Annotated in this window: 18 protein-coding genes; 10 read left to right on the top strand and 8 right to left on the bottom strand. The window is 68.6% G+C overall.

Going from position 1 to position 21,732, the window contains the following annotated elements; genetic code table 11:
* Positions 1 to 325: 325 nt before the first annotated feature.
* Positions 326 to 2,188: a Na+/H+ antiporter gene (locus ACFV15_RS21550; RefSeq protein ID WP_378352282.1), complete on the top strand. Its 1,863-nt coding sequence runs from the start codon at positions 326 to 328 to the stop codon at positions 2,186 to 2,188.
* Here the strand turns inward: ACFV15_RS21550 and ACFV15_RS21545 are convergent.
* Positions 2,180 to 4,330, bottom strand: coding sequence for an NACHT domain-containing protein (locus tag ACFV15_RS21545; RefSeq protein ID WP_378352281.1), 2,151 nt, complete (start codon positions 4,328 to 4,330; stop codon positions 2,180 to 2,182). The two genes, ACFV15_RS21550 and ACFV15_RS21545, sit on opposite strands and share 9 nt — an antisense overlap.
* Before the next feature lie 98 nt (positions 4,331 to 4,428).
* Between ACFV15_RS21545 and ACFV15_RS21540 the strand changes: the two genes are divergently transcribed.
* Positions 4,429 to 5,103, top strand: a complete 675-nt coding sequence (locus tag ACFV15_RS21540) for a histidine phosphatase family protein (RefSeq protein WP_378352280.1) — start codon at positions 4,429 to 4,431, stop codon at positions 5,101 to 5,103.
* A 3-nt stretch (positions 5,104 to 5,106) separates the two neighbouring features.
* Here ACFV15_RS21540 and ACFV15_RS21535 read toward each other — a convergent pair whose 3' ends face one another.
* Both ACFV15_RS21535 and ACFV15_RS21530 read right to left on the bottom strand, forming a co-directional pair.
* The gene (locus ACFV15_RS21535) at positions 5,107 to 5,589 is read right to left on the bottom strand and encodes an MmpS family transport accessory protein (RefSeq protein ID WP_378352279.1); all 483 of its coding nucleotides are present in this window, start codon (positions 5,587 to 5,589) and stop codon (positions 5,107 to 5,109) included.
* 196 nt (positions 5,590 to 5,785) lie between these two features.
* A complete protein-coding gene (locus tag ACFV15_RS21530; protein ID WP_378352277.1) occupies positions 5,786 to 7,279 on the bottom strand; it encodes an FGGY-family carbohydrate kinase in 1,494 nt (497 codons plus the stop codon).
* A gap of 131 nt (positions 7,280 to 7,410) precedes the next feature.
* Between ACFV15_RS21530 and ACFV15_RS21525 the strand changes: the two genes are divergently transcribed.
* The 3 genes from ACFV15_RS21525 (at position 7,411) to ACFV15_RS21515 (ending at position 9,899) form a co-directional block, all read left to right on the top strand.
* Entirely contained in the window at positions 7,411 to 8,400 is a 990-nt protein-coding gene (locus tag ACFV15_RS21525; protein ID WP_378352275.1) for a LacI family DNA-binding transcriptional regulator, read from the top strand.
* Between the two features lie 210 nt (positions 8,401 to 8,610).
* The gene (locus ACFV15_RS21520; protein WP_370948537.1) at positions 8,611 to 9,192 is read left to right on the top strand and encodes a DNA-binding protein; all 582 of its coding nucleotides are present in this window, start codon (positions 8,611 to 8,613) and stop codon (positions 9,190 to 9,192) included.
* Positions 9,193 to 9,242: 50 nt separating this feature from the next.
* Positions 9,243 to 9,899, top strand: a complete 657-nt coding sequence (locus ACFV15_RS21515) for an RES family NAD+ phosphorylase (RefSeq protein ID WP_370948536.1) — start codon at positions 9,243 to 9,245, stop codon at positions 9,897 to 9,899.
* Positions 9,900 to 9,996: 97 nt separating this feature from the next.
* Here ACFV15_RS21515 and ACFV15_RS21510 read toward each other — a convergent pair whose 3' ends face one another.
* Both ACFV15_RS21510 and ACFV15_RS21505 read right to left on the bottom strand, forming a co-directional pair.
* Entirely contained in the window at positions 9,997 to 11,910 is a 1,914-nt protein-coding gene (locus ACFV15_RS21510; protein ID WP_378352274.1) for a S9 family peptidase, read from the bottom strand.
* Positions 11,911 to 11,944: 34 nt separating this feature from the next.
* Positions 11,945 to 12,919 (bottom strand): TerC family protein, encoded by a 975-nt coding sequence (locus ACFV15_RS21505; protein WP_378352273.1) that lies wholly within the window; start codon positions 12,917 to 12,919, stop codon positions 11,945 to 11,947.
* A gap of 304 nt (positions 12,920 to 13,223) precedes the next feature.
* Here ACFV15_RS21505 and ACFV15_RS21500 point away from each other — a divergent pair, with 304 nt between their 5' ends.
* Entirely contained in the window at positions 13,224 to 16,037 is a 2,814-nt protein-coding gene (locus ACFV15_RS21500) for an alpha/beta fold hydrolase (protein ID WP_378352272.1), read from the top strand.
* Entirely contained in the window at positions 16,034 to 16,963 is a 930-nt protein-coding gene (locus ACFV15_RS21495) for an ABC transporter permease (protein ID WP_378352271.1), read from the top strand. Before ACFV15_RS21500 ends, ACFV15_RS21495 begins: the two co-directional genes overlap by 4 nt.
* 48 nt (positions 16,964 to 17,011) lie before the next feature.
* Here the strand turns inward: ACFV15_RS21495 and ACFV15_RS21490 are convergent, their stop codons facing one another.
* Positions 17,012 to 17,290, bottom strand: coding sequence for a DUF6355 family natural product biosynthesis protein (locus ACFV15_RS21490; protein WP_378352269.1), 279 nt, complete (start codon positions 17,288 to 17,290; stop codon positions 17,012 to 17,014).
* Positions 17,291 to 17,438: 148 nt separating this feature from the next.
* Here ACFV15_RS21490 and ACFV15_RS21485 point away from each other — a divergent pair, with 148 nt between their 5' ends.
* Positions 17,439 to 18,191 carry an enoyl-CoA hydratase/isomerase family protein gene (locus ACFV15_RS21485; protein WP_378352268.1) on the top strand — a complete coding sequence of 251 codons (753 nt, stop codon included), beginning with the start codon at positions 17,439 to 17,441 and terminating at the stop codon, positions 18,189 to 18,191.
* On the opposite strand, the gene ACFV15_RS21480 is transcribed toward ACFV15_RS21485, so the two are convergent.
* Positions 18,180 to 19,205 (bottom strand): LLM class F420-dependent oxidoreductase, encoded by a 1,026-nt coding sequence (locus tag ACFV15_RS21480; protein ID WP_378352267.1) that lies wholly within the window; start codon positions 19,203 to 19,205, stop codon positions 18,180 to 18,182. The two genes, ACFV15_RS21485 and ACFV15_RS21480, sit on opposite strands and share 12 nt — an antisense overlap.
* Entirely contained in the window at positions 19,205 to 19,693 is a 489-nt protein-coding gene (locus ACFV15_RS21475) for an SRPBCC family protein (RefSeq protein WP_378352266.1), read from the bottom strand. The genes ACFV15_RS21480 and ACFV15_RS21475 overlap by 1 nt, the downstream gene beginning before the upstream one ends.
* Positions 19,694 to 19,823: 130 nt before the next feature.
* On the opposite strand from ACFV15_RS21475, the gene ACFV15_RS21470 reads away from it, so the two are divergent.
* Together ACFV15_RS21470 and ACFV15_RS21465 are read left to right on the top strand one after the other, a co-directional pair.
* Complete coding sequence (locus ACFV15_RS21470) at positions 19,824 to 21,230, top strand: S28 family serine protease (RefSeq protein WP_378352265.1); 1,407 nt, start codon at positions 19,824 to 19,826, stop codon at positions 21,228 to 21,230.
* A 52-nt stretch (positions 21,231 to 21,282) separates the two neighbouring features.
* The gene (locus ACFV15_RS21465) at positions 21,283 to 21,666 is read left to right on the top strand and encodes a VOC family protein (protein WP_378352264.1); all 384 of its coding nucleotides are present in this window, start codon (positions 21,283 to 21,285) and stop codon (positions 21,664 to 21,666) included.
* Positions 21,667 to 21,732: the final 66 nt, after the last annotated feature.

Here is a 21,732-nt window from a genome sequence, read left to right as displayed (position 1 = left end):
GGAACCCCGACGGCTCTTCATCGATCGATGACCACACAAAAGCGACCGGTCTTCAATCAAGAAACTGGAAATTAATCAACGGTGGATAACCGGTAGCCACAACCGCGCACTCAGCGCACATGTCTGGTAAGAAATCGGAACCGCACCCCTCACAAGCTCGAACGAGCACCCCTCAGTGCATCCTCGTGCACCCTATCGTCCCTCACAGACAGATGTTACAAACCGTGTGAAATTTTCCTCCGACGAAAGTCGGGTTGACAAGCGACCACCGCCCTGAGTAGGGACCCCTACGCAGGGACGGGCACTGACCAGCGACAATGACGCCGTGGACATCGCGGCGTTGATCGTTGGGCTGGTAGTGGCCGTTCTGCTGGTCACCACGGCGGCCAGGAGACTCGACTGGCCGGAGCCGCTGTGCCTGATCGCGGTCGGCGTGGCGGTCTCGTACATCCCCGGTGTGCCCGAGGTGCACCTGGTGCCCGAGGTCGTGCTGCTCGGGCTGCTGCCTCCTCTGCTCTACGCGACCGCGATCCAGACGTCGCTGGTCGACTTCCGGGCGAACCGGGGGCCGATCGCGCTGCTCAGCGTCGGGCTGGTCACCTTCACCACGCTGGCGGTGGGGTTCGTCGCGTGGCTGGTGATCCCGGGGCTGCCGTTGGCGGCCGGGTTCGCGATCGGGGCGGTCATCGCGCCGCCGGACGCGGTCGCGGCGACCGCCGTGGCGCGGCGGGTGGGGATGCCGCGCAAGATCGTGCGACTTCTTGAGGGCGAGAGCCTGGTGAACGACGCCGCCGCGCTGGTGGCGTTGCGGACCGCCATCGCGGCCATCGCGGGCTCCGTGACGTTCTGGCAGATCGGGGGCGACTTCCTGCGCGCCGCAGGTGTCGGGGTGCTGATCGGGTTCGCGGTCGGCGCGATCGCGGCGATGATCCGGACGCGGCTCGAAGATCCGGTGACCGATACGGCGCTCTCGCTCGCGGTGCCGTTCATCGCGTATCTGTCGGCCGAGGCGATCCATGGCTCCGGGGTGCTCGCGGTGGTGCTCGCCGGGCTGATCTTGGGGCACAAGGCTCCGGAGATGCTGTCCGGCTCGTCACGGCTGGCGAGCAGGCTGAACTGGCAGACCATCCAGTTCCTGCTGGAGAACATGGTCTTCCTGCTGATCGGATTGCAGGTCCGGCCGATACTCGCCGAGGTCGCGCGCGGTGACCTCAGCGGCTGGCAGCTGACGGTCATCTGCTCGGCCATCCTGCTGGTGACGATCTTGACGCGCGCCGTGTGGATGTTCACCATCGCGTCGGTGCGGCGGCTGTTCGGACTCAAGGCCTGGCGGTGGTCGTACTCGGCGGTCGTCGCCTGGGCCGGTATGCGCGGTGTCGTCACGCTCGCGGCCGCGTTCGTGTTGCCGGACGACACGCCCCAGCGGGCCGTGCTGGTGCTGGCCGCGTTCGTCGTGGTGGCCGGAACGCTGGTGCTGCAAGGCAGTTCGCTCCCCTGGCTCGTGCGCAAGCTCAAGCTGCCCGCGCCAGACCCGGCCGAGGACGCGTTGCAGGAAGCCGCACTCATCAACGACATGTCCCACGCCGCGCTCGCGAAGCTGGAGGAAGCCAAGAAGCCGGAGGACCCGCCCGAGGTACTCGACCGGCTCCGTGACCGGATGCGTCACCGCACCGACTCCGCGTGGGAACGCCTTGGCACACAAGGATCTCTTGAGGAGACGCCGAGCAGCGCGTACCGGCGGCTGCGGCTGGAGATGATGGAAGCCGAGCGCAAGTACTTCGTGGAGGCACGCAACGCGGGCAAGGCCGACGACGAGGTGCTCCGCCGCGTGCTGGAGCGGCTCGACATCGAAGAGTCCATGTTGGACCGTGCCAAGGAGGAGGCCCCGTTGTCGGAGGACCGCGAACTCAGCACGCCCGCGGCCACCGCGGGCTCCTGCAAGCACCTCAGCCACGCCTGGCGCGATGTCGACCCGACGTCGGAGGACCAGTGCGCGGCCTGCGTCGAGGAAGGCCTGAACTGGGTCCACCTGCGCATGTGCCTCAAGTGCGGCAACGTCGCCTGCTGCGACTCGTCCGTCGGCAAGCACGCGACCCGGCATTTCCAAGACACGCTGCACCCGGTCATGCGCAGCTTCGAGCCAGGCGAGACTTGGCGATGGTGTTTCGTCGACAAGCAACTAGGCTAGGTGGTCCTGGAATTCGGCGTGGCGGAACTGATACAGCGGCCCGACCGCGCGCAGTAGCCCGATCCGGTGTGCATCGTCCAAAAAGGACATGAGGTCGCGCGGCAGCAGTCCTTCGCCCGCCAGCCTGCGGGTGGCGATGAGATAGGCGGGCCACGCGCGATGGTGCCCGGTGAAGACGGCGAACAAACCGGCGGCGAGCCCGAAGATGGCCGCCGCGATCGAACAGACCATCGTCGCGACGGCGTCGAAACCGATCGAGGCCACCGCGCTCGCCTCGAACAGCAAACCCGCCGAGCCGCCACCCACCAGCACTCCGGCGCCGACCCGGACGGCGGTGAGGTTGCGGTCGCGGCGCCAGCTTTCCCAGGGTGTGCCAGACCTTTTGAGCCGGCTCGGTGTCTCGGCCCACTTGATCACGCCCGCGGTGAGGCCGAACGCCACCCCGCCGACGATGCCCACGAAGAACATGATCACGAGCCCGGTGAAAGCCAAGCTGGTCCCCAGCTCGAAGAGCTCCCGCAAGCCCAAGACGATCAGGCTGCCGACGAACATGGCGCCCGCCGCGCTCCACAACGTCTTCAGCACCACCATGCCCAGATGGCCGCTTCGCCCGCGCAACCGCAGATCCGCGAACCCGGGTTGATCGTGCGGCCACCTCCCGGCGGAAAGCCACGCCGTGAAGCCGACCACCGCCGCCACCAAGCCGCCCGCGCCGAACCCGACGGCGAGGCCGAGCCAACCGCCGAACAGCACACCCTGCGACCACCCGAACGCCAGCCCGATCACCGCGCCGACCGACACCCCGAACGCGAGCCCGATCCCCAGCCGCGTCCATCGGGTAACGGCGCCGGTGTGCCGAGCGAGTTCCCACCACGCGAAGTCACGCGTGCCGACGTCGTGCGTGAGGTAGGCGGCGAGGTAGCTCAGCCACTGCTGTACTTGCGCGGGATCGTGCCGGTGCCGCGGCCGGAACAGGTCGTCGGGACTGTCGCCGGGTGTGCGGGTCTCGACGAGCGCGCCGACGAGATGGTCGAACAGATGCCCGCGCAGTGCGTCCGCCGTGGGGAATCGAGCGGTATCCAGCAAAGCCGAGGGATCGGCGCCCGGGGTGATGTACACGGCACGTACCAGCCACAACCCCAGCGCGGTGCTCGTGGTGGATGCCAGCGCCGAGCCGGATGATCCGGTCCGCAATGTCCGCAACACCCTTTCCCAACCAGTGCCGGGCGCCGACGGCAGGCACCGGCGGAGATACCCCGCCGCGGCGGCGGGCATGAGCGGGCCGGGTTCGACCTCGAGCGCCGAGGTCACCACGTCGCCGACCGCGCGGACCGCGTCGGCGAACTCCTCGGTGCGGCTGGTGAGCACCAGCTGGTCGTCACCGCCGAGTGAGCGGTTGAGCGCCGCGATGACCTCGGCGCGGGTGTGCTCGGGGAGTTCGTCGAGCCCGTCCAGCACCGGCAGCACCTGCGCACGGACGGTGAGTTCGTCGGCCATGCCAGTGCCCAGTTCGGGAGCGCGCAAGCCGGGATAGTCCTGGGCGAGGCGCGTGCTGATCCACTGATGCAGCCTCGGATGGGCCACCGTGTCCCAGCCGGCGACGGAGACCAGCACGGGTACCGGGTCCTCGGGTTTCCTGGTCGCGATGAGCTGTCGCAACAGCTGCACCGCCAACGTGGTCTTGCCGGTGCCCGCGGCGCCGAGGATGACCAGCCGTGGCCGTCGCAACGCCCGGAACCGGTCGGCCAGTGCGGCGATCTCGTCGCTGGCCGCGGTGAACAGCATGAGCGGGCCGGTGCTGATGCCCGCCGGATTGTCCATGATCTCGCCGCGCGCGGTCACCTGCCACTGGACCGGCATCGGATCCGGATCGTCGAGCGAGCGGAGCAGGGCCTCATCGCGCCATTGGGCGGCGACGGCGTCCGCGAGCACCTCCTTCGCGGCGGCCAGCCGTAACGTCAGCGCCGTTGTGGGCGCGGGTGGGCGCCGTAGTTGCCAGAACAACGCGACCAGTGCCGGCACGGCGAACACCAGCGAAACCACCTGGGCGAGGTTCGCCGCGGTCTGCAGGCCGTTGTCACCCCGCCACGCCATGGCCACCACGGCCAGGCCGCCCGCCACGAGCAGCAGCCCCGCCGTCACGGCGACGCCACGCCGTCTCCCGCTGTCACGACTCGTCACAGGAACGGGGACGCTGGCGGACCGGCCGCCGTTACTGACGGCTGGGTTAGCGTGGAACCGTGACTAACGAGGTCGAATACCGCCAGCACCGCTTCGTACCGCCACCCGGCTCAACCGAGATCTTCTTGATCCGCCACGGCGAATCCGCGCCTGCCAGGCTCGACACGCCGTTCGACATGGTCGAGGGCCAGGGCGACCCCGATCTGGCGCCCGAGGGCCGCGACCACGCCGAGCGCGTCGGCAAGCGGATGGCCGACGAACGGCTCGACGCCCTCTACGTCACGTCGCTGCGGCGAACCGTGCAGACCGCCGCGCCGCTCGCCGCCGCACTGGGTATGACGCCGGGGCTGGAGGCCGGGCTCACCGAGGTACACCTCGGCGAATGGGAGGGCGGGCTGTTTCGCAAGTACACCAGCGAAAACCACCCGATCGCCCAGCGGCTCTGGGAAGAACAGCGCTGGGATGTCATCCCCGGCGCCGAGCAGATGGACGCCTTCGCCGCGCGATGCCGCGCCGGGATCGAGCGGATCCACGCCGCGCATCCGGATCAGCGCGTCGCCGCGTTCACACATGGCGGGGTGATCGGCGAGGTGTTCCGGCAGGCGGCCAAGTCCGAGCCGTTCGCCTTCCTCGGCGCGGACAACGGGTCGATCTCGCATCTGGTGGTACTCGGGGATGTGTGGGCCATCCGGCGGTTCAACGACACCGCGCATCTGCTGGCGCCGCTGGGCTGACGCTCAGCGGGTGCAGGTCACCGTCGGCTCTTCGCCGCTGCTCTCGTTCTCGCTGACGATCACTCCGTCGACGAGAATGCGGCACCGGAGTTTGCCGTTTTTCTTGCCCTGCGCGGAAACGCTGTAGAATTCGGAGCCGCCTTCGACCCCGGTGCGCTGGAATTTCTTCGACCACGGCGTCGCCACTTCGCGCTCCTGCGCGATGGCGGCGCCCTGCGCGACGTAGGTGACGTTGCGCGCGCCGTGGTCACCGAAGAGCTCGTAGCTCACCGCGTGCGTGACGCTGCGCGCGACCGCCACCATCGGCTCGACCGTGGGCGGCTGCGGGGGCTGGCCTGCGTTCCGTCTGCTCTCCGGCATGAACTGCGCGGCGACCACGACGGCCGCCGCGACGACACCCAGAACCACCACCGCGGTACCGAGCGGTTTCAGGGAACCACGCGGTTCCGGCGCCAGTGCCGGAGGTGACGCGGCAGGATCGACCATCCTGAGCTCTTCTCCCGCTAGAGCGTGCTTCCGCTGAGCACGTCGCTTACTTTCTCGCGAAGACGTCACCCGGCGTTAGCCGCAACCGATAGAAAATTCAACATTCACCCTTTCGGGCGGCCATTGAGAGTCACCCATAGTAGTGAACCGGTAACGTTCTCTCTCTACTGCCCCCGACACCGGCCAGTGAAACCCTTCACCCTGCCGAGTTTTGCCGGTCAGCGAGAAAATGCGCCACTTCCACAGTGGACGAGTACAGCGCGCGGTAATGCGGATAGAACTCGTCGTACGCCGCGCGGCGCTCCGCGTCGGGCTCGACCGTGGACCGCACCGGGTTCCACGCGGCGATGTCCGGCTCCAGCCCGACCGCGACCGCGGCGAGCAGCGCGTCGCCGAGCGCGGCGCCGATCGTCTCGACCGGCACCTGCTGCTCCATGCCCGTCACGTCGCTGACGATCTGCGTCCACAGTCCGCCCTGGGTGCCGCCGCCGACCGCGACGAGCCGGCCGGCCTGCCCGCCGGAAGCGCCCATGGCCTCGAGGTTGTGGCGCACGCCGTACGCGATCCCTTCCAGCGCCGCGCGATACAGCTCCGCGCGCCCGTGCCCGAGCGTCAGCCCGGCGATGACGCCACGCGCGTCTGGATCGAACAAGGGCGTCCGCTCCCCCGCGAAGTAAGGCAGCATCAGCAATCCGCGGCTGCCGGCGGGCACCGCGGACGCCTCCTCGACGAGCGCGGCGTAGTCGGAGCCGACGAGTTTGCGCAGCCAGTCGGTGATCGAACCGGACGTCGCCATCCCCGCCGCCAGCGAGTACGTGCCGGGGAACGCGCCTTGCGTGGTCCAGAGCCCGGTGTGCGGCCGTGGGTCGGCGAGCACCTGGATCAGGAACATCGTGGTCCCGTACATCACCATCGTGTCGCCGGGGTCGCGCACGCCGACCGAAGCCGCCTCGGCCCAGGCGTCGACGGTGCCCGCGGTGACCGGAAGTCCCTTGGGTAAACCGGTTTCCGAAGCGGCGGCCGCGCTGACCGTGCCGACGACCTCGGTCGGCCAGGCGAGCCTGGGCAGCTCGATGCCGGGCGCGACGCGTTCGGCCCAGTCATGGGCCCAGTCACCGGCACGCAGGTCGTACATCGGATCGCATTGGCTGGCGGAGTGATGATCGAGCACGTATTCCCCGGTGAGCCGGTGCACCAGATACGAACTCGCCATCAGAAACAGTGATGCGCGGGCGAAAACGTCGGGTTCGTGGCGCGCGAGCCACCGCCACTTCGGCCCGACCGCCTGCGAGGACAGCGCCGTGCCCGCGCGGTCCACAATGGACTCGGCGCCGAGTTCCGCGGTGAGCTCCGCGATTTCCACGCTGGCACGCGTGTCGACGCCATAAAGGATCGCGGGCCGTAGCGGCCTTCCCGACGCGTCCGCAGGCAGCAGCACCGGCCCGATCCCGCTCACCGCGACACCGGCGAGCGGCCTGCCGTCGGCAGCGGCGACGAGTTCCCTGCTCAGCGTCAGGAAATCCGCCCACCAGACGTGGTCAGCGTCGTGCTCGAAGTACCCGGGACGTGGTGCGGAAGTCTCATGCGGCACGCTCGCGCGCGCCAGGATTTTGCCGCAGGCGTCGGCAAGAACGCCCTTGGAGCTGGAAGTCCCGATGTCGATGCCCAGCACCAGGCCCGCTTCAGCCACTCGACTTCTCCCCCGCCGGTCGTCTTGATCACATCGTAGTCACAGGGACACGATTCGGTGAATAAGCCGCATGGGTGGCCGGGTTATCCTCTCGCCGACGGCCCCGCGCGGGGCGAAGATGGGAGGTCGCGGTGGCGACCATCAGTGACGTGGCGGCGAGGGCGGGTGTGTCCACGGCCACCGTGTCCAGAGCGCTGAACGGGAAGTCCACTGTGGATCCCGAGCTCGCGGCCAGGGTCCAGGCCGCCGCGACGGAACTCGGCTATCACCCGAACAGCCTGGCCCGCAATCTGCGCCGCCAGGAGACGGCGGTGCTCGCGCTCATCATCGCGGACGTGGAGAACCCGTTCTTCACCTCGATCGCGCGCGGCTTCGAGGACATCGCGCAGACCGCGGGCTACTCGGTGGTGCTGTGCAACACCGACGAGAACGAAGAGAAGGAACGCCGCTATATCAACGTCGCGTTGCAGGAACGCGTCGCCGGTGTGGTGCTTTCGCCGAGCAGCGCGTCGACCGACGTCAAGTCACTGCGCGAGCGCGGCACCCCGATCGTCGCGGTGGACCGCCCGCTGCCCGACGGCACCGGCGACCAGGTGCTCGTCGACAGCCGCCGCGCCGCGCACACCGCGGCCAAGCACCTGCTGGACAACGGCTACCGCCGCATCGCCTGCGTGACGGGCCCATCCGGGATCCGCACGGCCGACGAGCGGCTGGAGGGCTACCAGGACGCGTTGTGCGAAGCCGGGCTGAGCAACGACCTGTTCCGCCACGCGGAATACCGCGCGGGTGGCGCGCGCGTGCCAGCGCTGGAACTGCTCGACAGCCCGCATCCGCCGGACGCGCTCATCGCGGCCAACAGCATGATCGCGCTCGACGTGCTGCAGGCGCTCACCGAGCGGAACCTGCGGCCGGGGCGCGACATCGGCGTGGTGACGTTCGATGATCCGACGTGGGCCAAGCTCATCGACCCGCCGCTGACCGTGATGGCCCAGCCCGCCTACGACATCGGCGTGATCGCCGCGCGGATGCTGCTGGACCGCATCGCCGACAACAGCCTGCCGCCCGCGTCGAGGGTGCTGGAGGCCTCACTGGTGGAACGTGCGAGCTCGCGCCGGAGGTAGGGCGTGTTTCTCGCCCCCCACTCGTCCGGGTGACCGTGGGAAAGCAACGCACTCCGGCCTCTGGACAACCTTCCGCGATGAGGTCAAACTGACTCATCTTCCCTACCCCGCGTGTTTGATTATGTGCTCTCTGTGTCGATCTTTGGTGAATTCACCCACAGATGGGGCACGAAACCGCACGAACCCGCACAACGGGGTTAGAGTAGATAGATGTCAGTCGCGCTCGAGAACGTACTCGCCAAGGCCGGGCTCAAAGTGGACGCAACCGAGTTCCTCACGCTCGTCGAGGACGCCGCTCGGAAACTGTCCCCGCCGAACCCCGATCCCTCGCGCTACTTCTCGGCCGACCAACGCGCCTCGCTGACCGACGTCGGCCTCGACCTCTCCCCCGCGGGCGAGAACGAGCCGGACGCCCGCGCCAAGACCGTCGCCGCGCACGCCGTGCTCGCCGAATCCGCGCTCACCGTGCTCGAAGCCGCCCGCGCGCTGGGCGTCGACGACAGCCGCATCCGGCACCGCCTCAAGGAAGGCAGGCTCACCGGCTGGAAGGACCAGGGCTGGCGCCTGCCGTCATGGCAGTTCACCGGCTCCGGCGTCCTGCCGGGCCTCGAAGTCGTGCTCGCGGCGTTGCCGGAAGACCAGCCCGCCCTGGTCGTGGCCGCTTTCATGAGCACGCCCCAGTCCGACCTGGTGATCAACTCCCAGCCGGCTACTCCGCGTCAATGGCTCCTTTCCGGTGGTGACCCTGAAGCGGTCGCACGCCTGATCGCTACGCTCGGCACGCCCTTCTAGGCTGTAGCCCGAGCAAGATCACCGAGACAAGGACGGACGAACCCAAGCGAATGGCCCGGCTTCCCCTGCCGCCTGCGCGCGCTGTCCTGGTCAACGAGCTGCACCGCACCCAGGACGTGGTGCAGGTGCACCCACAGACCAGAATGGTCAGGATCTTCACCGCGAACGGGCGCCACCCTCAGCAGTGGAACACGTTCCGCTACACCGGCCCGCTCCCGCACGGCCGCTTCGACCAGCAGCGCCCCGGCCGCGACGGCGGTCCTGTGACCGACCCCGGCAACGGCGTGCTGTACTTCGGGCTGTCCGTGCGCACCGCGATCGCCGAGGTCTTCCAGACCACGTCCACGGTCGACCGCAAGAGCCGGGGCCCCCGCCTGGTCATCGTCCGCCCCACCCGCACGCTGAACCTGCTCGACCTGTCCGGCCTGTGGCCGACCCGGGTCGGCGCGTCGCAGGAGATCTCCAGCGGCCCGAAGAAGATCACCCAAGCCTGGGCCCGCGCGATCCGCACGGCCTTCGGCGACCTCGACGGCCTCTGGTACCGCTCGTCCATGGACTCCGGCGACCCGGCGATGTGCCTGTGGGACCCGCCGGGCGGAGCGGCTTTGCCGGTGGCGCCGGACATCCTGCTCCCGCTGGACCACCCTGGCCTCGACGTGCCACTGGGCCGCGTCTGCCAAGAGCTGAACTACACCCTGCTGAACTGAGGTCGCGGCGTGGTCAACGCCCCGTTCGCGACGGTGAGCGTTGTGAACGCCACTTTCACTACGTTCAAGTTCCCGGTTGGTCGGGCGCTCCTCGGCCCTACCCCAAATGCCTGCCCCACCACTCGAGCACCGCATGGAACCGCTCAACCCGGTGCCGAGGGTTCCCCGAGCGCGTCAGCTCATGCCCCTCACCCGGGAACAGCAGCATCTCCGTCTCCACGCCCCGTGACTTCAGCGCGACGAACATCCGCTGCGCCTGCTCGATCGGGCACCGCCAGTCGTGCTCCGAGTGCACCACGCAGAACGGGATGTCGATCTGGTCCGCGTAGGTCAGCGGGCTTCGCGCGCGCTGGACTTCGGGGTCGGGGCCAACGTAGGCCTCGGCGAAGAACCAGCCGATGTCCGAGCTGCCGACGAAGGAGTCCCAGGCGTTGACCGCCCGCTCGCTCCACGCGGCACGGAAGCGGGAGCCGTGGTGGGCCGCGAGCCAGCCGGTCATGTAGCCGCCGTAGGAACCGCCCATCACGCCGACGCGGGAAGCGTCGAGTTCCGGCAATGCCAAGGCCGCGTCCAGGAATGCCAGCAGGTCGTCGGCGTCGACGGTGCCCATGGCGCCGACGATGGCCTGGCCGTGGTTCTGGCCGTAGCTGGCCGAGCCGCGCGGGTTCGCCAGCACGACCGCGTAGCCGGCCGCGGCGCAGACCTGGGCTTCGTCGAACAGGGACCATTCGTAGGGGGCGAACGGTCCACCGTGGACCATCAGGATCACCGGGTGCGGGCCTTCGCCTTCGGGTTTGACGACCCAGCCGTGTACCGGGTAGCCGTCCGGGGCGGTGCCGGTCAGCTCCTCCATCGGGAAGATGCCCTTGTCGCGCACCGGCTTCGCGTAGTCGGTGAGCACACGGGGTGTGCCACCGTCGAGGAGCACGACCTCGCCGTAGGTGGAGGGTGTCGAGATGACGGCGGCCACTGTGGACCCGTCGACGGCGAAGCCGCGGACCGCCGCGCGCTCGCCCGCGATCACACGGAGTTTCGCGAGCGGGACCTCGGACGCGTCGCGCGGGACCGCGACGAGCTGGGCCTCTCCCCTGGTGCGCACGACGAAGTAGACCTCGTCGCCGACGATGACGGGCGGGCCGACGGCCGGGTCGCAGTCGACCGTCTCGATCTCGGTCACCAGGCGCGGTTCGCCGCCCGAGGCGGGCCGCACCCAGAGTGCGTCGTTGCGGGCGACGTCGAGGTTGCCGGGGAATTCGGCGCCGTAGAACCAGATCGCGCCGTCCGGGGCGACGGCCGGTTTCATCGCCGTGCCCGCGCTTCGCGCCACCACGCGCGGCTCCCCGCCCGCGGCGGGGATGGCGTAGAGGTCGAGTCGGGCCGTGTCGGCCACCCAGCCTTGGGGCGCGGACACGATCAGCGAGGTGCCGTCGGGGTGCCAGGCCGGGTCGTCGACGTCGACGGCCCCGTCCGTCAGCACCGACAGGTCACCGGTGACCGTGTCCACAACGAACAGTCTTTGTGGACGGTCGTTCAGGAAGCCGGTGTCGTCGAGCCGGTAGTGCAGGCCGGTGATCCGGCGGGGCGACTCGGCCTCGGCCTTCTCGCCGTCGGCACGAGGAACCCCGTACCGGCCAGGCTCGGGGACCCTTGCGGTGAAAGCGATCCGCCGCGAATCCGGGGCCCACACCGGCGCGCCCGCGCCGAGCGCGAGCGAGGTGAGGCGCCGGGATTCGCCACCTGCCGAAGGCATGACGTGGAGCTGGGGCCGAGCGTCCGATCCGGACTCGGTACGCAGGAACGCGACCCAGTGGCCATCCGGTGAAATGGCCGGGGCGGAATCGCGATCGCCCTGTGTCCACGCGCTTTCCGACCCGTCCAGGCCGATTCTGCGGATACCCCCACGGTAACCGTCATTGTTCAGATCCGGCCTGGAAACCGCGGTCAGCAGGAGGTCACCGCGCAGTGCGGGGGCACCGGGGACCGTCAGGTGTTGGATGTCTTCAGGACGCACAATACCGACGGTACCCGATAGTTAGCACCTCTAACTACCGAACGCCCACGCCATTGGATTCGGACTCCTCGTCGCGCTTGGCCTTCGCCAGGCTCGCCACCGTGGTCACGGTCAACACCACGACGATCACGCCGAGGGAGACCCAGTTGTTGATGTCCAGCCAGTCCGGCACCACGTGGTACTCGTGCAGCGCGTGCAGGAACAGCTTCGCGCCGATGAAAGCGAGGATGACCGCCAGCCCGTAGGACAGGTAAACGAGCTTGGTGACCAGGCCGCCGAGCAGGAAGTACAGCTGGCGCAGGCCCATCAGCGCGAAAGCGTTGGCGGTGAACACCAGGAACGCTTCCTGGGTGATGCCGAAGATCGCCGGGATCGAGTCGACCGCGAAGAGCAGGTCCGCGCTGCCGATGGCGACGATGACCACGAACATCGGGGTGATGTAGCGCTTGCCTTCCTTCTTCACGAAGGACTTGTGGCCGTGGTAGTCGTCGGTCACCGGGAAGAGCTTGCGCACCCACCTGGTGAGCGCGTTCTCGTGGTACTCCTCTTCCTCGTCCTTGCTGCGGACCATGCTGACGGCCGTCCACACGAGCACCGCGCCGAAGAGGAAGAACACCCACACGAACTGCGCGATCAGCGCGGCGCCGATGGCGATGAACGCGCTGCGCATGACGAGCGCGAGCAGTATCCCGATCAGCAGCACCCGGTGCTGGTGGATGGCAGGCACCTTGAACGACGCCATGATGATCATGAAGATGAAGAGGTTGTCGACGCTCAGCGAGTACTCGGTGATGTACCCGGTGATGAACTCGATCGCGGGCTGATGCCCGGCGAAGAACCAGAGCCCGGCGAAGAAGAGGAGCGCGCAGGAGATGTAGAAGACGACCCACTTGGCCGCTTCCTTGGTCGTCACCTCATGCGGCTTGCGATCGACGATCACCAGGTCGACCGCGATCAGAGCCAGCAGGCCGACGACCGTGACGATCCATAGCCACATGGGAACGAACATGAAACCAACCTCCGGATAGCGCGCAGCAGCAACTAACCGGAGGTCTCTTCCGCCGGTGGAACACCGGCCGACGGTGCCGGGGGCCCCGAGGGGCGCACCGTGCTGACGACACCGCCGCGAAGGAATACTCCCCTCACAGCAGATCTATCTTGACTGATCGGTCGTATTAACGCCAGTCAAGGTAGTCCGCGTCACCGTTACGGGGGCGTAATGCCCGTCACCGTGCACAGCGCGCCATCGAGTATGTCGGATTCGTGTGAGTTCGGGGAGACACTCTCAGGAAACTTCACCTACCGTCACTGTCGTGCCCCGCATCCCGATCCCACGCACGCGAGCAGGCCGCTGGACCTCGCTCGCGCTGGCCGTCGCCGTGCTCGCCGCGGCCGGTCTTCTCTGGGCCAACAGTGGTCCTCCGCCGTCCAAGGTCGTCACGACCGACGCCATGATCCCTGTGCCGGCCGCCCCCAACTCGACGGACCGCATCTCGATCGACACCACTCTTTACAAGCCGGAGACCACTCCGGCGCCCGCGGTGCTCCTCGCGCACGGGTTCGGCGGCGACAAGAACAGCGTCGCCGCGGACGCGCGCGAGCTGGCCGACCGCGGGTTCGTCGTGCTGACCTGGTCGGCGCGCGGGTTCGGCCGCTCCGGCGGCAAGATCACCCTCAACGACCCCGACTACGAGGTCGCCGACGCGAGCAGGCTGATCGACTTCCTCGCGACGCGACCCGAGGTGCAGAGCGTCAACGGGGACCCGAAGGTCGCCGCGACCGGTGCCTCCTACGGCGGCGCGCTTTCGCTGCTGCTCGCGGGCACCGACAAGCGAGTGGACGCGATCGCCCCGGTGATCACCTACAACGACCTCGCGCAGGGCCTCGTCCCGAACGCGGCGACCACCTCGGCGGCCGCAGGCACCCCGGCCGCCGGCGCGTTCGCCGCGAACGGCGTCTTCAAGAAGACGTGGGCGGGCATCTTCTTCTCGGCCGGTTCCGGGGCAGCGGCGGCGGGCAACCCGGGCAGCGAAGCGCCCGAGTCCGGCCAGCGGACCATGGAGTCGGGGCAGGCCATCGGCGCCGCTCCCCCGGCGGCGCCGTCCCCAGGCGGCGAAGGCCGCACCCGGCCAGCCGCCGACCCTTGTGGACTGTTCACCCCGCAGGTCTGCCAGGCGTACACCGAACTCGCGACCACCGGCAAGGCCAGTCAGCAGAGCCTCGACCTGCTTCGCCGCATCTCGCCGGCTTCGGTGACGGACAAGATCACCGTGCCGACGCTGCTCGTCCAGGGTGAGAGTGACACGCTGTTCGGTCTCGACCAGTCCGACGCCACCGCGCGGCAGATCACCGCGGCGGGCGGCAAGGTCAAGACGATCTGGTACACCGGCGGGCACGACGGCGGCAAGCCAGGCCCGCAGCTGCGCGGCAAGATCGCCGACTTCCTCAAGTTCCATTTGACCGGCGAAGGCGCCGACCCCGGCACGAACTTCAGCTACGACGTCCAAGGAACCTTGCGCGCCAACGGAACCCCGTCGGTCCGCACGGTGGTCGCGCCGGCATACCCGGCGACGGCCGAGCGCAGGCAGATCGCGCTCACCGGCCCGGAGCAGCCGATCGTGCACCCGGCGGGCGGCAATCCCGCGTCGGTCAGCGGCCTGCCGGGATTGAACAGCCTGTCGAGCAGTTCTTCGCGGGTGGCCGGGATGTTCGGCATCGACCCGCCGGGGCAGGCGGCGCAGTTCACCTCGGCGCCGATGGAGTCCCAGCTGCTCATCACGGGCGGTTCGACGGTCAAGCTCCGCGTCAACGGGCCGCCCGGCGAGGCCGTGCTGTTCGCCAAGCTCTACGACGTCACCGCGGATGGACAGCGCACCTTGCCCGCCAACGCGATTTCCGCGTTCCGCGTGCCTTCGCTGCCCGGCGAAGTGACCGTGACACTGCCGGGCATCGTCCGGCCGATCGAGCCGGGACATACGCTCAGGCTGGTCGTCAGCACCACCGATCAGGCGTACCTGTCCCCCGACGCCCCGTCCGTGTACCAGGTTTCGCTGGCGCCGGGCTCGACGCTCGGTGTGCCGGTCGTGCCGGGTACGCAGCTCGGCACCGGCTGGCCGACCGGGCAGCTGATCGGCATCGGCTCGACGGTGCTCGCGGCCATCGTCATCGCGGTCATCGCGGCGATCCGGCGCAAGCGCTCGCACGACATCGACCCGGAGCTGGCGCAGACGCCGCTGGTGATCGAGGGGCTGACGAAGTCGTACCCCGGCGGCCTGACCGCGGTGAAGGACCTCTCGTTCCGCGTCGAACCCGGCATGGTGCTCGGCCTGCTCGGGCCGAACGGCGCAGGCAAGACCACCACGCTGCGGATGCTGATGGGCCTGATCACCCCGACCGAGGGCTCGATCAGGGTGTTCGGCCACAAGATCGCGCCCGGCGCGCCGGTGCTGTCCCGCATCGGGTCCTTTGTGGAGGGTTCCGGGTTCCTGCCGCACCTGTCCGGCCACTCGAACCTCGAGCTGTACTGGGCGGCCACCGGCCGTCCCGCCGAGAAGGCGCACTTCACCGAGGCGCTGGAGATCGCCGGGCTGGGCAGCGCCGTGCACCGCAAGGTCCGCACGTACAGCCAGGGCATGCGGCAGCGGCTCGCCATCGCGCAGGCGATGCTCGGCCTGCCGGAGCTCATGGTGCTCGACGAACCGACCAACGGGCTCGACCCGCCACAGATCCACCAGATGCGCGAGGTGCTGCAGCGCTACGCCGCGACCGGGCGCACCGTGGTGGTGTCGAGCCACCTGCTGGCCGAGGTCGAGCAGACCTGTTCGCACGTGGTCGTCATGCATCGCGGCAAGCTGGTCGCCTCCGGTGAGGTCGGCGACATCACCGCGGCGGGTGGCGAGGCCAGTTTCCGCGTCGACAAGCCGGAAACCGCGATGGAGGTGCTGCGCGCCGCCGAAGGGGTCACCGAGGTCGACTCCGAAGGTCAGGTCGTGCACGCCAACCTCGACGGCATGCCGCGCGCCGACGCGGTCGCCGCGCTGGTGCGCGCCGGGGTCGCGGTCGAGCAGGCCGGGCCGAGGCGCCGTCTCGAAGACGCGTTCCTTCAGCTGGTGGGAGACAGCCAGTGAGCAACAACAATGGTGTCCACACCGACCCGGCCGCGCTGACCGAGCTGAGCGACGTCGCTTCGCACGAGCACGCGGAGGTCGGCCCGGACGGCGCCGTCGCGGGCTACCGCGCTGACCGGACGCTGGGGCTCGGTGTCGAGCTCAAGCGGCAGCTGAAACGGCGGCGCACCCAGCTGCTGCTGGGTTTCGTCGCGCTGCTGCCGTTCATACTGGTGATCGCGTTCGAGATCGGTTCGGCGAACCCGAACCGGCGCAGCGGCGGGTTCGTCGACCTGGCCACGGCCAGCGCGCCGAACTTCGTGGTGCTCGCGTTGTTCGTGGCAGGCGGGTTCCTCCTGCCGATGATCGTGGCGTTGTTCTTCGGCGACACGATCGCTTCGGAGTCCTCGTGGTCTTCGCTGAAGTACCTGCTGGCGATGCCGGTGCCCCGGCATCGGCTGTTGCGGCAGAAGGCGATCGTCTCGGGGCTGCTGTCGATCGCCGCACTGGTCCTGCTGCCGCTGGTCTCGCTGGCGGTCGGCGTGATCTGGTACGGCGCCGGCGACGCGATCAGCCCGACCGGTGACTCGGTGACGTTCTCCCAAAGCCTGCTGGCGATGGTGCTCGCGACGCTGTACATCATCATCCAGCTGGCCTGGGTGGCCGGGCTCGCGCTGTTCCTGAGCGTGTCCACCGACGCGCCGCTGGGCGCGGTCGGCGGCGCGGTGATCGTCGCGATCGTTTCGCAGATCCTCGATCAGATCACCGCGCTGGAAGGATTGCGCGATTATCTGCCGACGCATTTCGGGTACGCGTGGATCGATTTGATCTCGACCGATGTCGACTGGACGCAAATGGTCAACGGGATATTGTCAGCGGTCATCTACGGGACCGTGTTCTTCCTGCTGGCCGCGCGCCGCTTCGCCACCAAGGACGTGACGAGCTGAGCTCCGGTGTGGCCGCGGTTCGCCAGCGGCCACACCGGAATCCTTGTACTAGCAGAGCTTTCCGTTCCACCAGGCGTTGGTCGCGATGTCGGGCAGCTTGGTCGGGCCAGGCGCGACGCACCAGGTCTGGTTCGGTGAGAACAGCAGCTTGATGGTGATCTGCACGTTGGTGGGCGGCGGCTCGTCGCAGTGGCCGTACCACGGGTAATTGGCCCCGTCACGGTAGAAACCGCAGGGATAGGGCTGCTTCGCTTCGGCCACCGAACCGGCGGCGAAAAGGGACGTGGCCGCGATCGCGCCCACCATCAATCCACGGAACAATTTCATGGCTACTACCCCCAGTAGTAAGCACGCCGTTCCTGGCGTGACACAACCAGGTTAGGACCGTTCGCGATCTGATCGCCATGGTCCGTTCGGGTCACACTTGTCAAATCGGCGTCAAGCCGATCCCGGCCGCACGGCGTAATCTGAGCCGGTGATCCATACCGAAATCACCGGCGAGGTGGCGGTGCTGCGCCTGCGGCACGGCAAGGCGAACACCATCGACACCGAGCTCTGCCGCGAGCTGGCCGACAAACTGGCCGAGGTCGAGCGGGACGGTCGGCGCGCGGTCGTGCTGACCGGTGCGGGCGAGATGTTTTCGGCCGGGGTGGACCTGCTGCGCCTGCACGACGGCGGACCGCGCTACATCGCCGAGTTCCTGCCCGCGTTGTCGGACGCGTTCCTCGCGTTGTTCGGGTTCCCCCGCCCGGTGATCGCGGCCGTCAACGGGCACGCCATCGCGGGTGGCGCGGTGCTGGCGGCGGCGTGCGACCGGCGCGTGCTCAACGCCGCGCACGGCCGGATCGGGGTCACCGAGCTGCTCGTCGGCGTGCCGTTCCCGTTGTCGGCCATGGAGATCCTGCGCAGCGCGTTCGGCACCAGCGCACTAGCCGAGCTGACGCTGCTCTGCGAGACCTACGGCGGTGAGCACGCGCTGGCGCGCGGGCTGGCCGATGAGCTCGCTGAGCCGGACGACGTGCTCCCGCGCGCGCTGGAACTCGCGCATCAGCTAGCCGCCATCCCGCCGAAGACGTTCGCGCACACCAAGGCGCAGATCCACCGGCCGTTCCACGAGCGCATCGCCGAGCACCGCACCGGCGACGACGCACACGTCGAGCAGCTGTGGTCGTCGCCGGAGTCGCTGACGGCGATCAAGTCCTATGTGGACAAAGTGCTACGGCATTAGGTCGAGCGCGCGGCCGAGTGTGGTGATGCGTTCGTCGGGTGTTTCGCCTGCCGGGTAAAGCCGGACGGTGTTCACTCCGGCGTCCTGCCAGGCGCGCAACCGCGTCCTGACCATGTCCTCGGTGCCGATCAGCGTCGTCGCGAGCACCATCTCGTCCGGCACCTCGGCCGCGGCCTCGTCACGACGGCCGTCGACCCAGAGCCGCTGGACGCGTTCGGCGACCTCCGCGAACCCGAGCCTGGCGTAGGCGTCGTTGTAGAAGTTCTTGCCGGCGGAACCCATGCCGCCGAGGCTGAAGGCGAGTCCCGGCTTGCGCCGCGCGACCATCTCCTCGACGTTGTCCCCGAAGGCGACTTCGGCGCCCTGGCAGATGTCGATGCCGCTCACGTCACGGCCCGTGCTCGCGGCACCCGCCGCCAGATGATCGAAATACGCGCTCGCCGCCTCGGGCACGAAGCTGGTGCCGAGCCAGCCGTCGGCGACGGCGCCGGTCAGCTTGAGCATCGCGGGCGACAACGTCGCGAGGTAGATCGGGATGTCCGGGTTCGGCGGCTGGCTCAGCCGGATCGCCTTGCCGTCACCGCCGGGCAGCGGGAGCTCGAAATGCTTGCCCTCGTACTTGACGCGGCCGTCGGCGAAGACCTGCCTGATGATCTCGACGGTCTCGCGCATGCGGCCGAGCGGATGCGCGAACGGCGTGCCGTGCAGGCCTTCCATCACCTGCGGGCCGGACGCGCCGAGGCCGAGCAGGAACCGGCCGTCGGTCATCCTGGCGAGGGTGAGCGCGGTCATCGCGACGAGCACCGGCGAGCGGCTGCCGACCTGCAGCACACCGGAGCCGAGCAGCATGCGCTCGGTCTTCGCGGCAAGGTAGCCGAGCGGGGACGCCGCGTCGCAGCCCCAAGCCTCGGCCACCCAGCAGAGGTCGACGCCCATGCGCTCGGCCTCGACCACGTAGTCGACCAATTCGCGCCAGGGCGCGGCCTCGGCGCTGAGCTGGATGGCGACGCGCATCAGCCTTCCGCCAGCTTCTTGATGCCCTCGACGGTCGCGAGCATGTTGGCACGGAACTCTTCGAGCCGCTTAGCCACAATCCGTTCCTCCTTCTCGGGCATCGCGTCGATGGCATAGCTGAGCCCCGACCTGGCCGGGCCCATCCGCGCCCATTGCCTGAGCAGCGCGCCTTCGCCGTCGGGCGCGAGTTCGAAGCGCCAGGACGACGACGGCTGCCCATCGCCGAGCCGGACATCCCACGCGAACAACCGCTCCGGCTCGTAGGCGACGACCTCGCACGGCGTCTCCCACTGGCCGATCGCCGGATGTTCGTTGCGGCCGACGAACTTCGCGCCCAGCGCCGGGCCGCCGTCGACCCAGCTCGCACCCTGGAATTCCCGGGAGAACCGGGCGGGCAGGTCGATGTCGGTCACCCAGCGCCACACCTCGGCAGGCGATGCGGCGATGTGAATGTCCACCTCGACGGTGGGGCAGTCCGCGTACTTCATGAGTCGGACCGTACCGCGTGCCGGTCACCGGGAATGGCCTTTTGTTCGCGTCTTTAGACGCTTGTCGGGCCGATCCGGGTCTGTGAACATCCGGCAGATGCCCACGATCGGGTGATCTCGCAAAGGAGTGATGGTGGTCAAGAAACTCACGACGCTGCTCGCCATACTGGCGACAGCGTTCACCCTCGCGCCGGTGGCGACCGCCGCGCAGGCGCCTGGCGACATCGTCGAAGCGCTCAAGCACATCCCCGGCTTGACCGTCGTGTCGGAGAAACCCGCACCCGCGGGCTTCCGGTTCTTCCATCTGACCTTCACGCAGCCGGCGGACCACCGCGACCCGCGCGCGGGCACCTTCGAGCAGCGGTACACCCTGCTGCACCGCGACTTCGCCGCGCCGACCGTCGCGTACACCTCCGGCTACAATATGAACGAGGCGGCGTCGCGGTCAGAGGTGACGCAGATCGTCAACGGCAACCAGCTTTCCATGGAGTACCGCTACTTCACGCCGTCACGCCCTGCCAAGCCGGACTGGACGAAGCAGCTCACGATCTGGCAGGCCGCCGCCGACGAGCACCGCGCCGTCCAGGCGATGAAGTCCATCTACCCCGGCAAGTGGCTGGCGACCGGCGGCAGCAAGGGCGGCATGACCGCCACGTACTTCCGCCGCTTCTTCCCGCACGACGTCGACGGCACGATCCCTTACGTCGCACCGAACGACGTGATCAACGAGCACGACTCGTACAACAGGTTCCTGGCCCGCGTGGGCAACGACCCGCAGTGCCGCGCCGCGTTGAAGGCCGTCCAGCGCGACGTCCTCACGCGTCGCGACGAGTTCGGCGTGCTCGCCGCCAAGGAAGCGGCCGAGAAGAAGTACACCTTCACCACGGTCGGTTCGATCGACATCGCGATCGAGTTGACGGTCATCGACTCGTACTGGGCGTTCTGGCAGTACCAGAAGCAGGCCGACTGCGCGACGGTCCCGGCGGCAGGCTCCCCCGCCGACGTGATCTACAAGTGGTACGACCGCGTGGAAAGCCTTGTCACGTACTCCGACCAGGCACTCGAAGGCTACGTGCCGTACTACTACCAGGCCTCCGTGCAGCTCGGCAGCCCCGAGTCCTACGACAGCTACCTGCAGGACCTGATCCGCTACCCTGGCAAGAACGTCGCGTCGACCTTCGTGCCGAAGTCGATCAAGATGCCGCCGTTCGACCACTTCGCCATGCCGGACATCGACTTCTGGGTCCGCACCCAGGGCGACCGGCTGCTCTACATCTACGGCGAGAACGACCCTTGGGGCGTCGAGCGTTTCAGGCCCTCGCGCCACCACGACACGGCCGTGTACACGGTCCCCGGCGGCAACCACGGTGCCAAGATCGCGCAACTGCCCGCGGCACAGGCGGCGGAAGCGACCGCGATGGTCCGCCGCTGGGCCGGTCTCCCGCCGGTCGCCGGCGCGCTGACCCAGTCGATCACACCCGCCGGTTTCCCCGATTTCGACATGGACCCGATGACGGTTCAGAAACCCCGGCTCTGACCTTCGCGGCGTAGGCTGCTCGGCTCCTGGTGACTTCGGAAAGGAGCCGAGCATGCCTCGCCCCGTTCACTTCGAAATCCACGCGACCGACCCCGAACGCATAGCCGAGTTCTACACCGCGGTCTTCGGCTGGAAGTGCGAACGCTGGAGCGACGTCCCTTACTGGGTGATCGACACCGGCGAAGGCACCGGCATCAACGGAGGCCTCCTCCCCCGCCAGGGCCCGCCTCCGGCAGCGGACGCTCCCGTCCACGGCTTCGTGAACACCATCTCGGTCGACGACCTCGACTCGGTCATCGCCGCCGCCGAATCCGCGGGAGGCACGATCGCCCTCCCCAAGCAGTACGTGCCCACGGTCGGCCACCTCGTCTACTGCAAGGACCCGGACGGCAACATCTTCGGCATCCTCCAGCCCGACCCACCCGCCGACGCCTAGGTCGTCCTGGGCGCAGTGAACGCCACTCCACTACTTCAGCGTTGCGAAAGTGGCGTTCACGCAGAG

This window comes from Amycolatopsis sp. NPDC059657, assembly GCF_042734395.1.
In the GTDB taxonomy this organism is placed as follows: Bacteria; Actinomycetota; Actinomycetes; order Mycobacteriales; family Pseudonocardiaceae; genus Amycolatopsis.
This window is presented reverse-complemented; position numbering and strand designations above follow the sequence as displayed.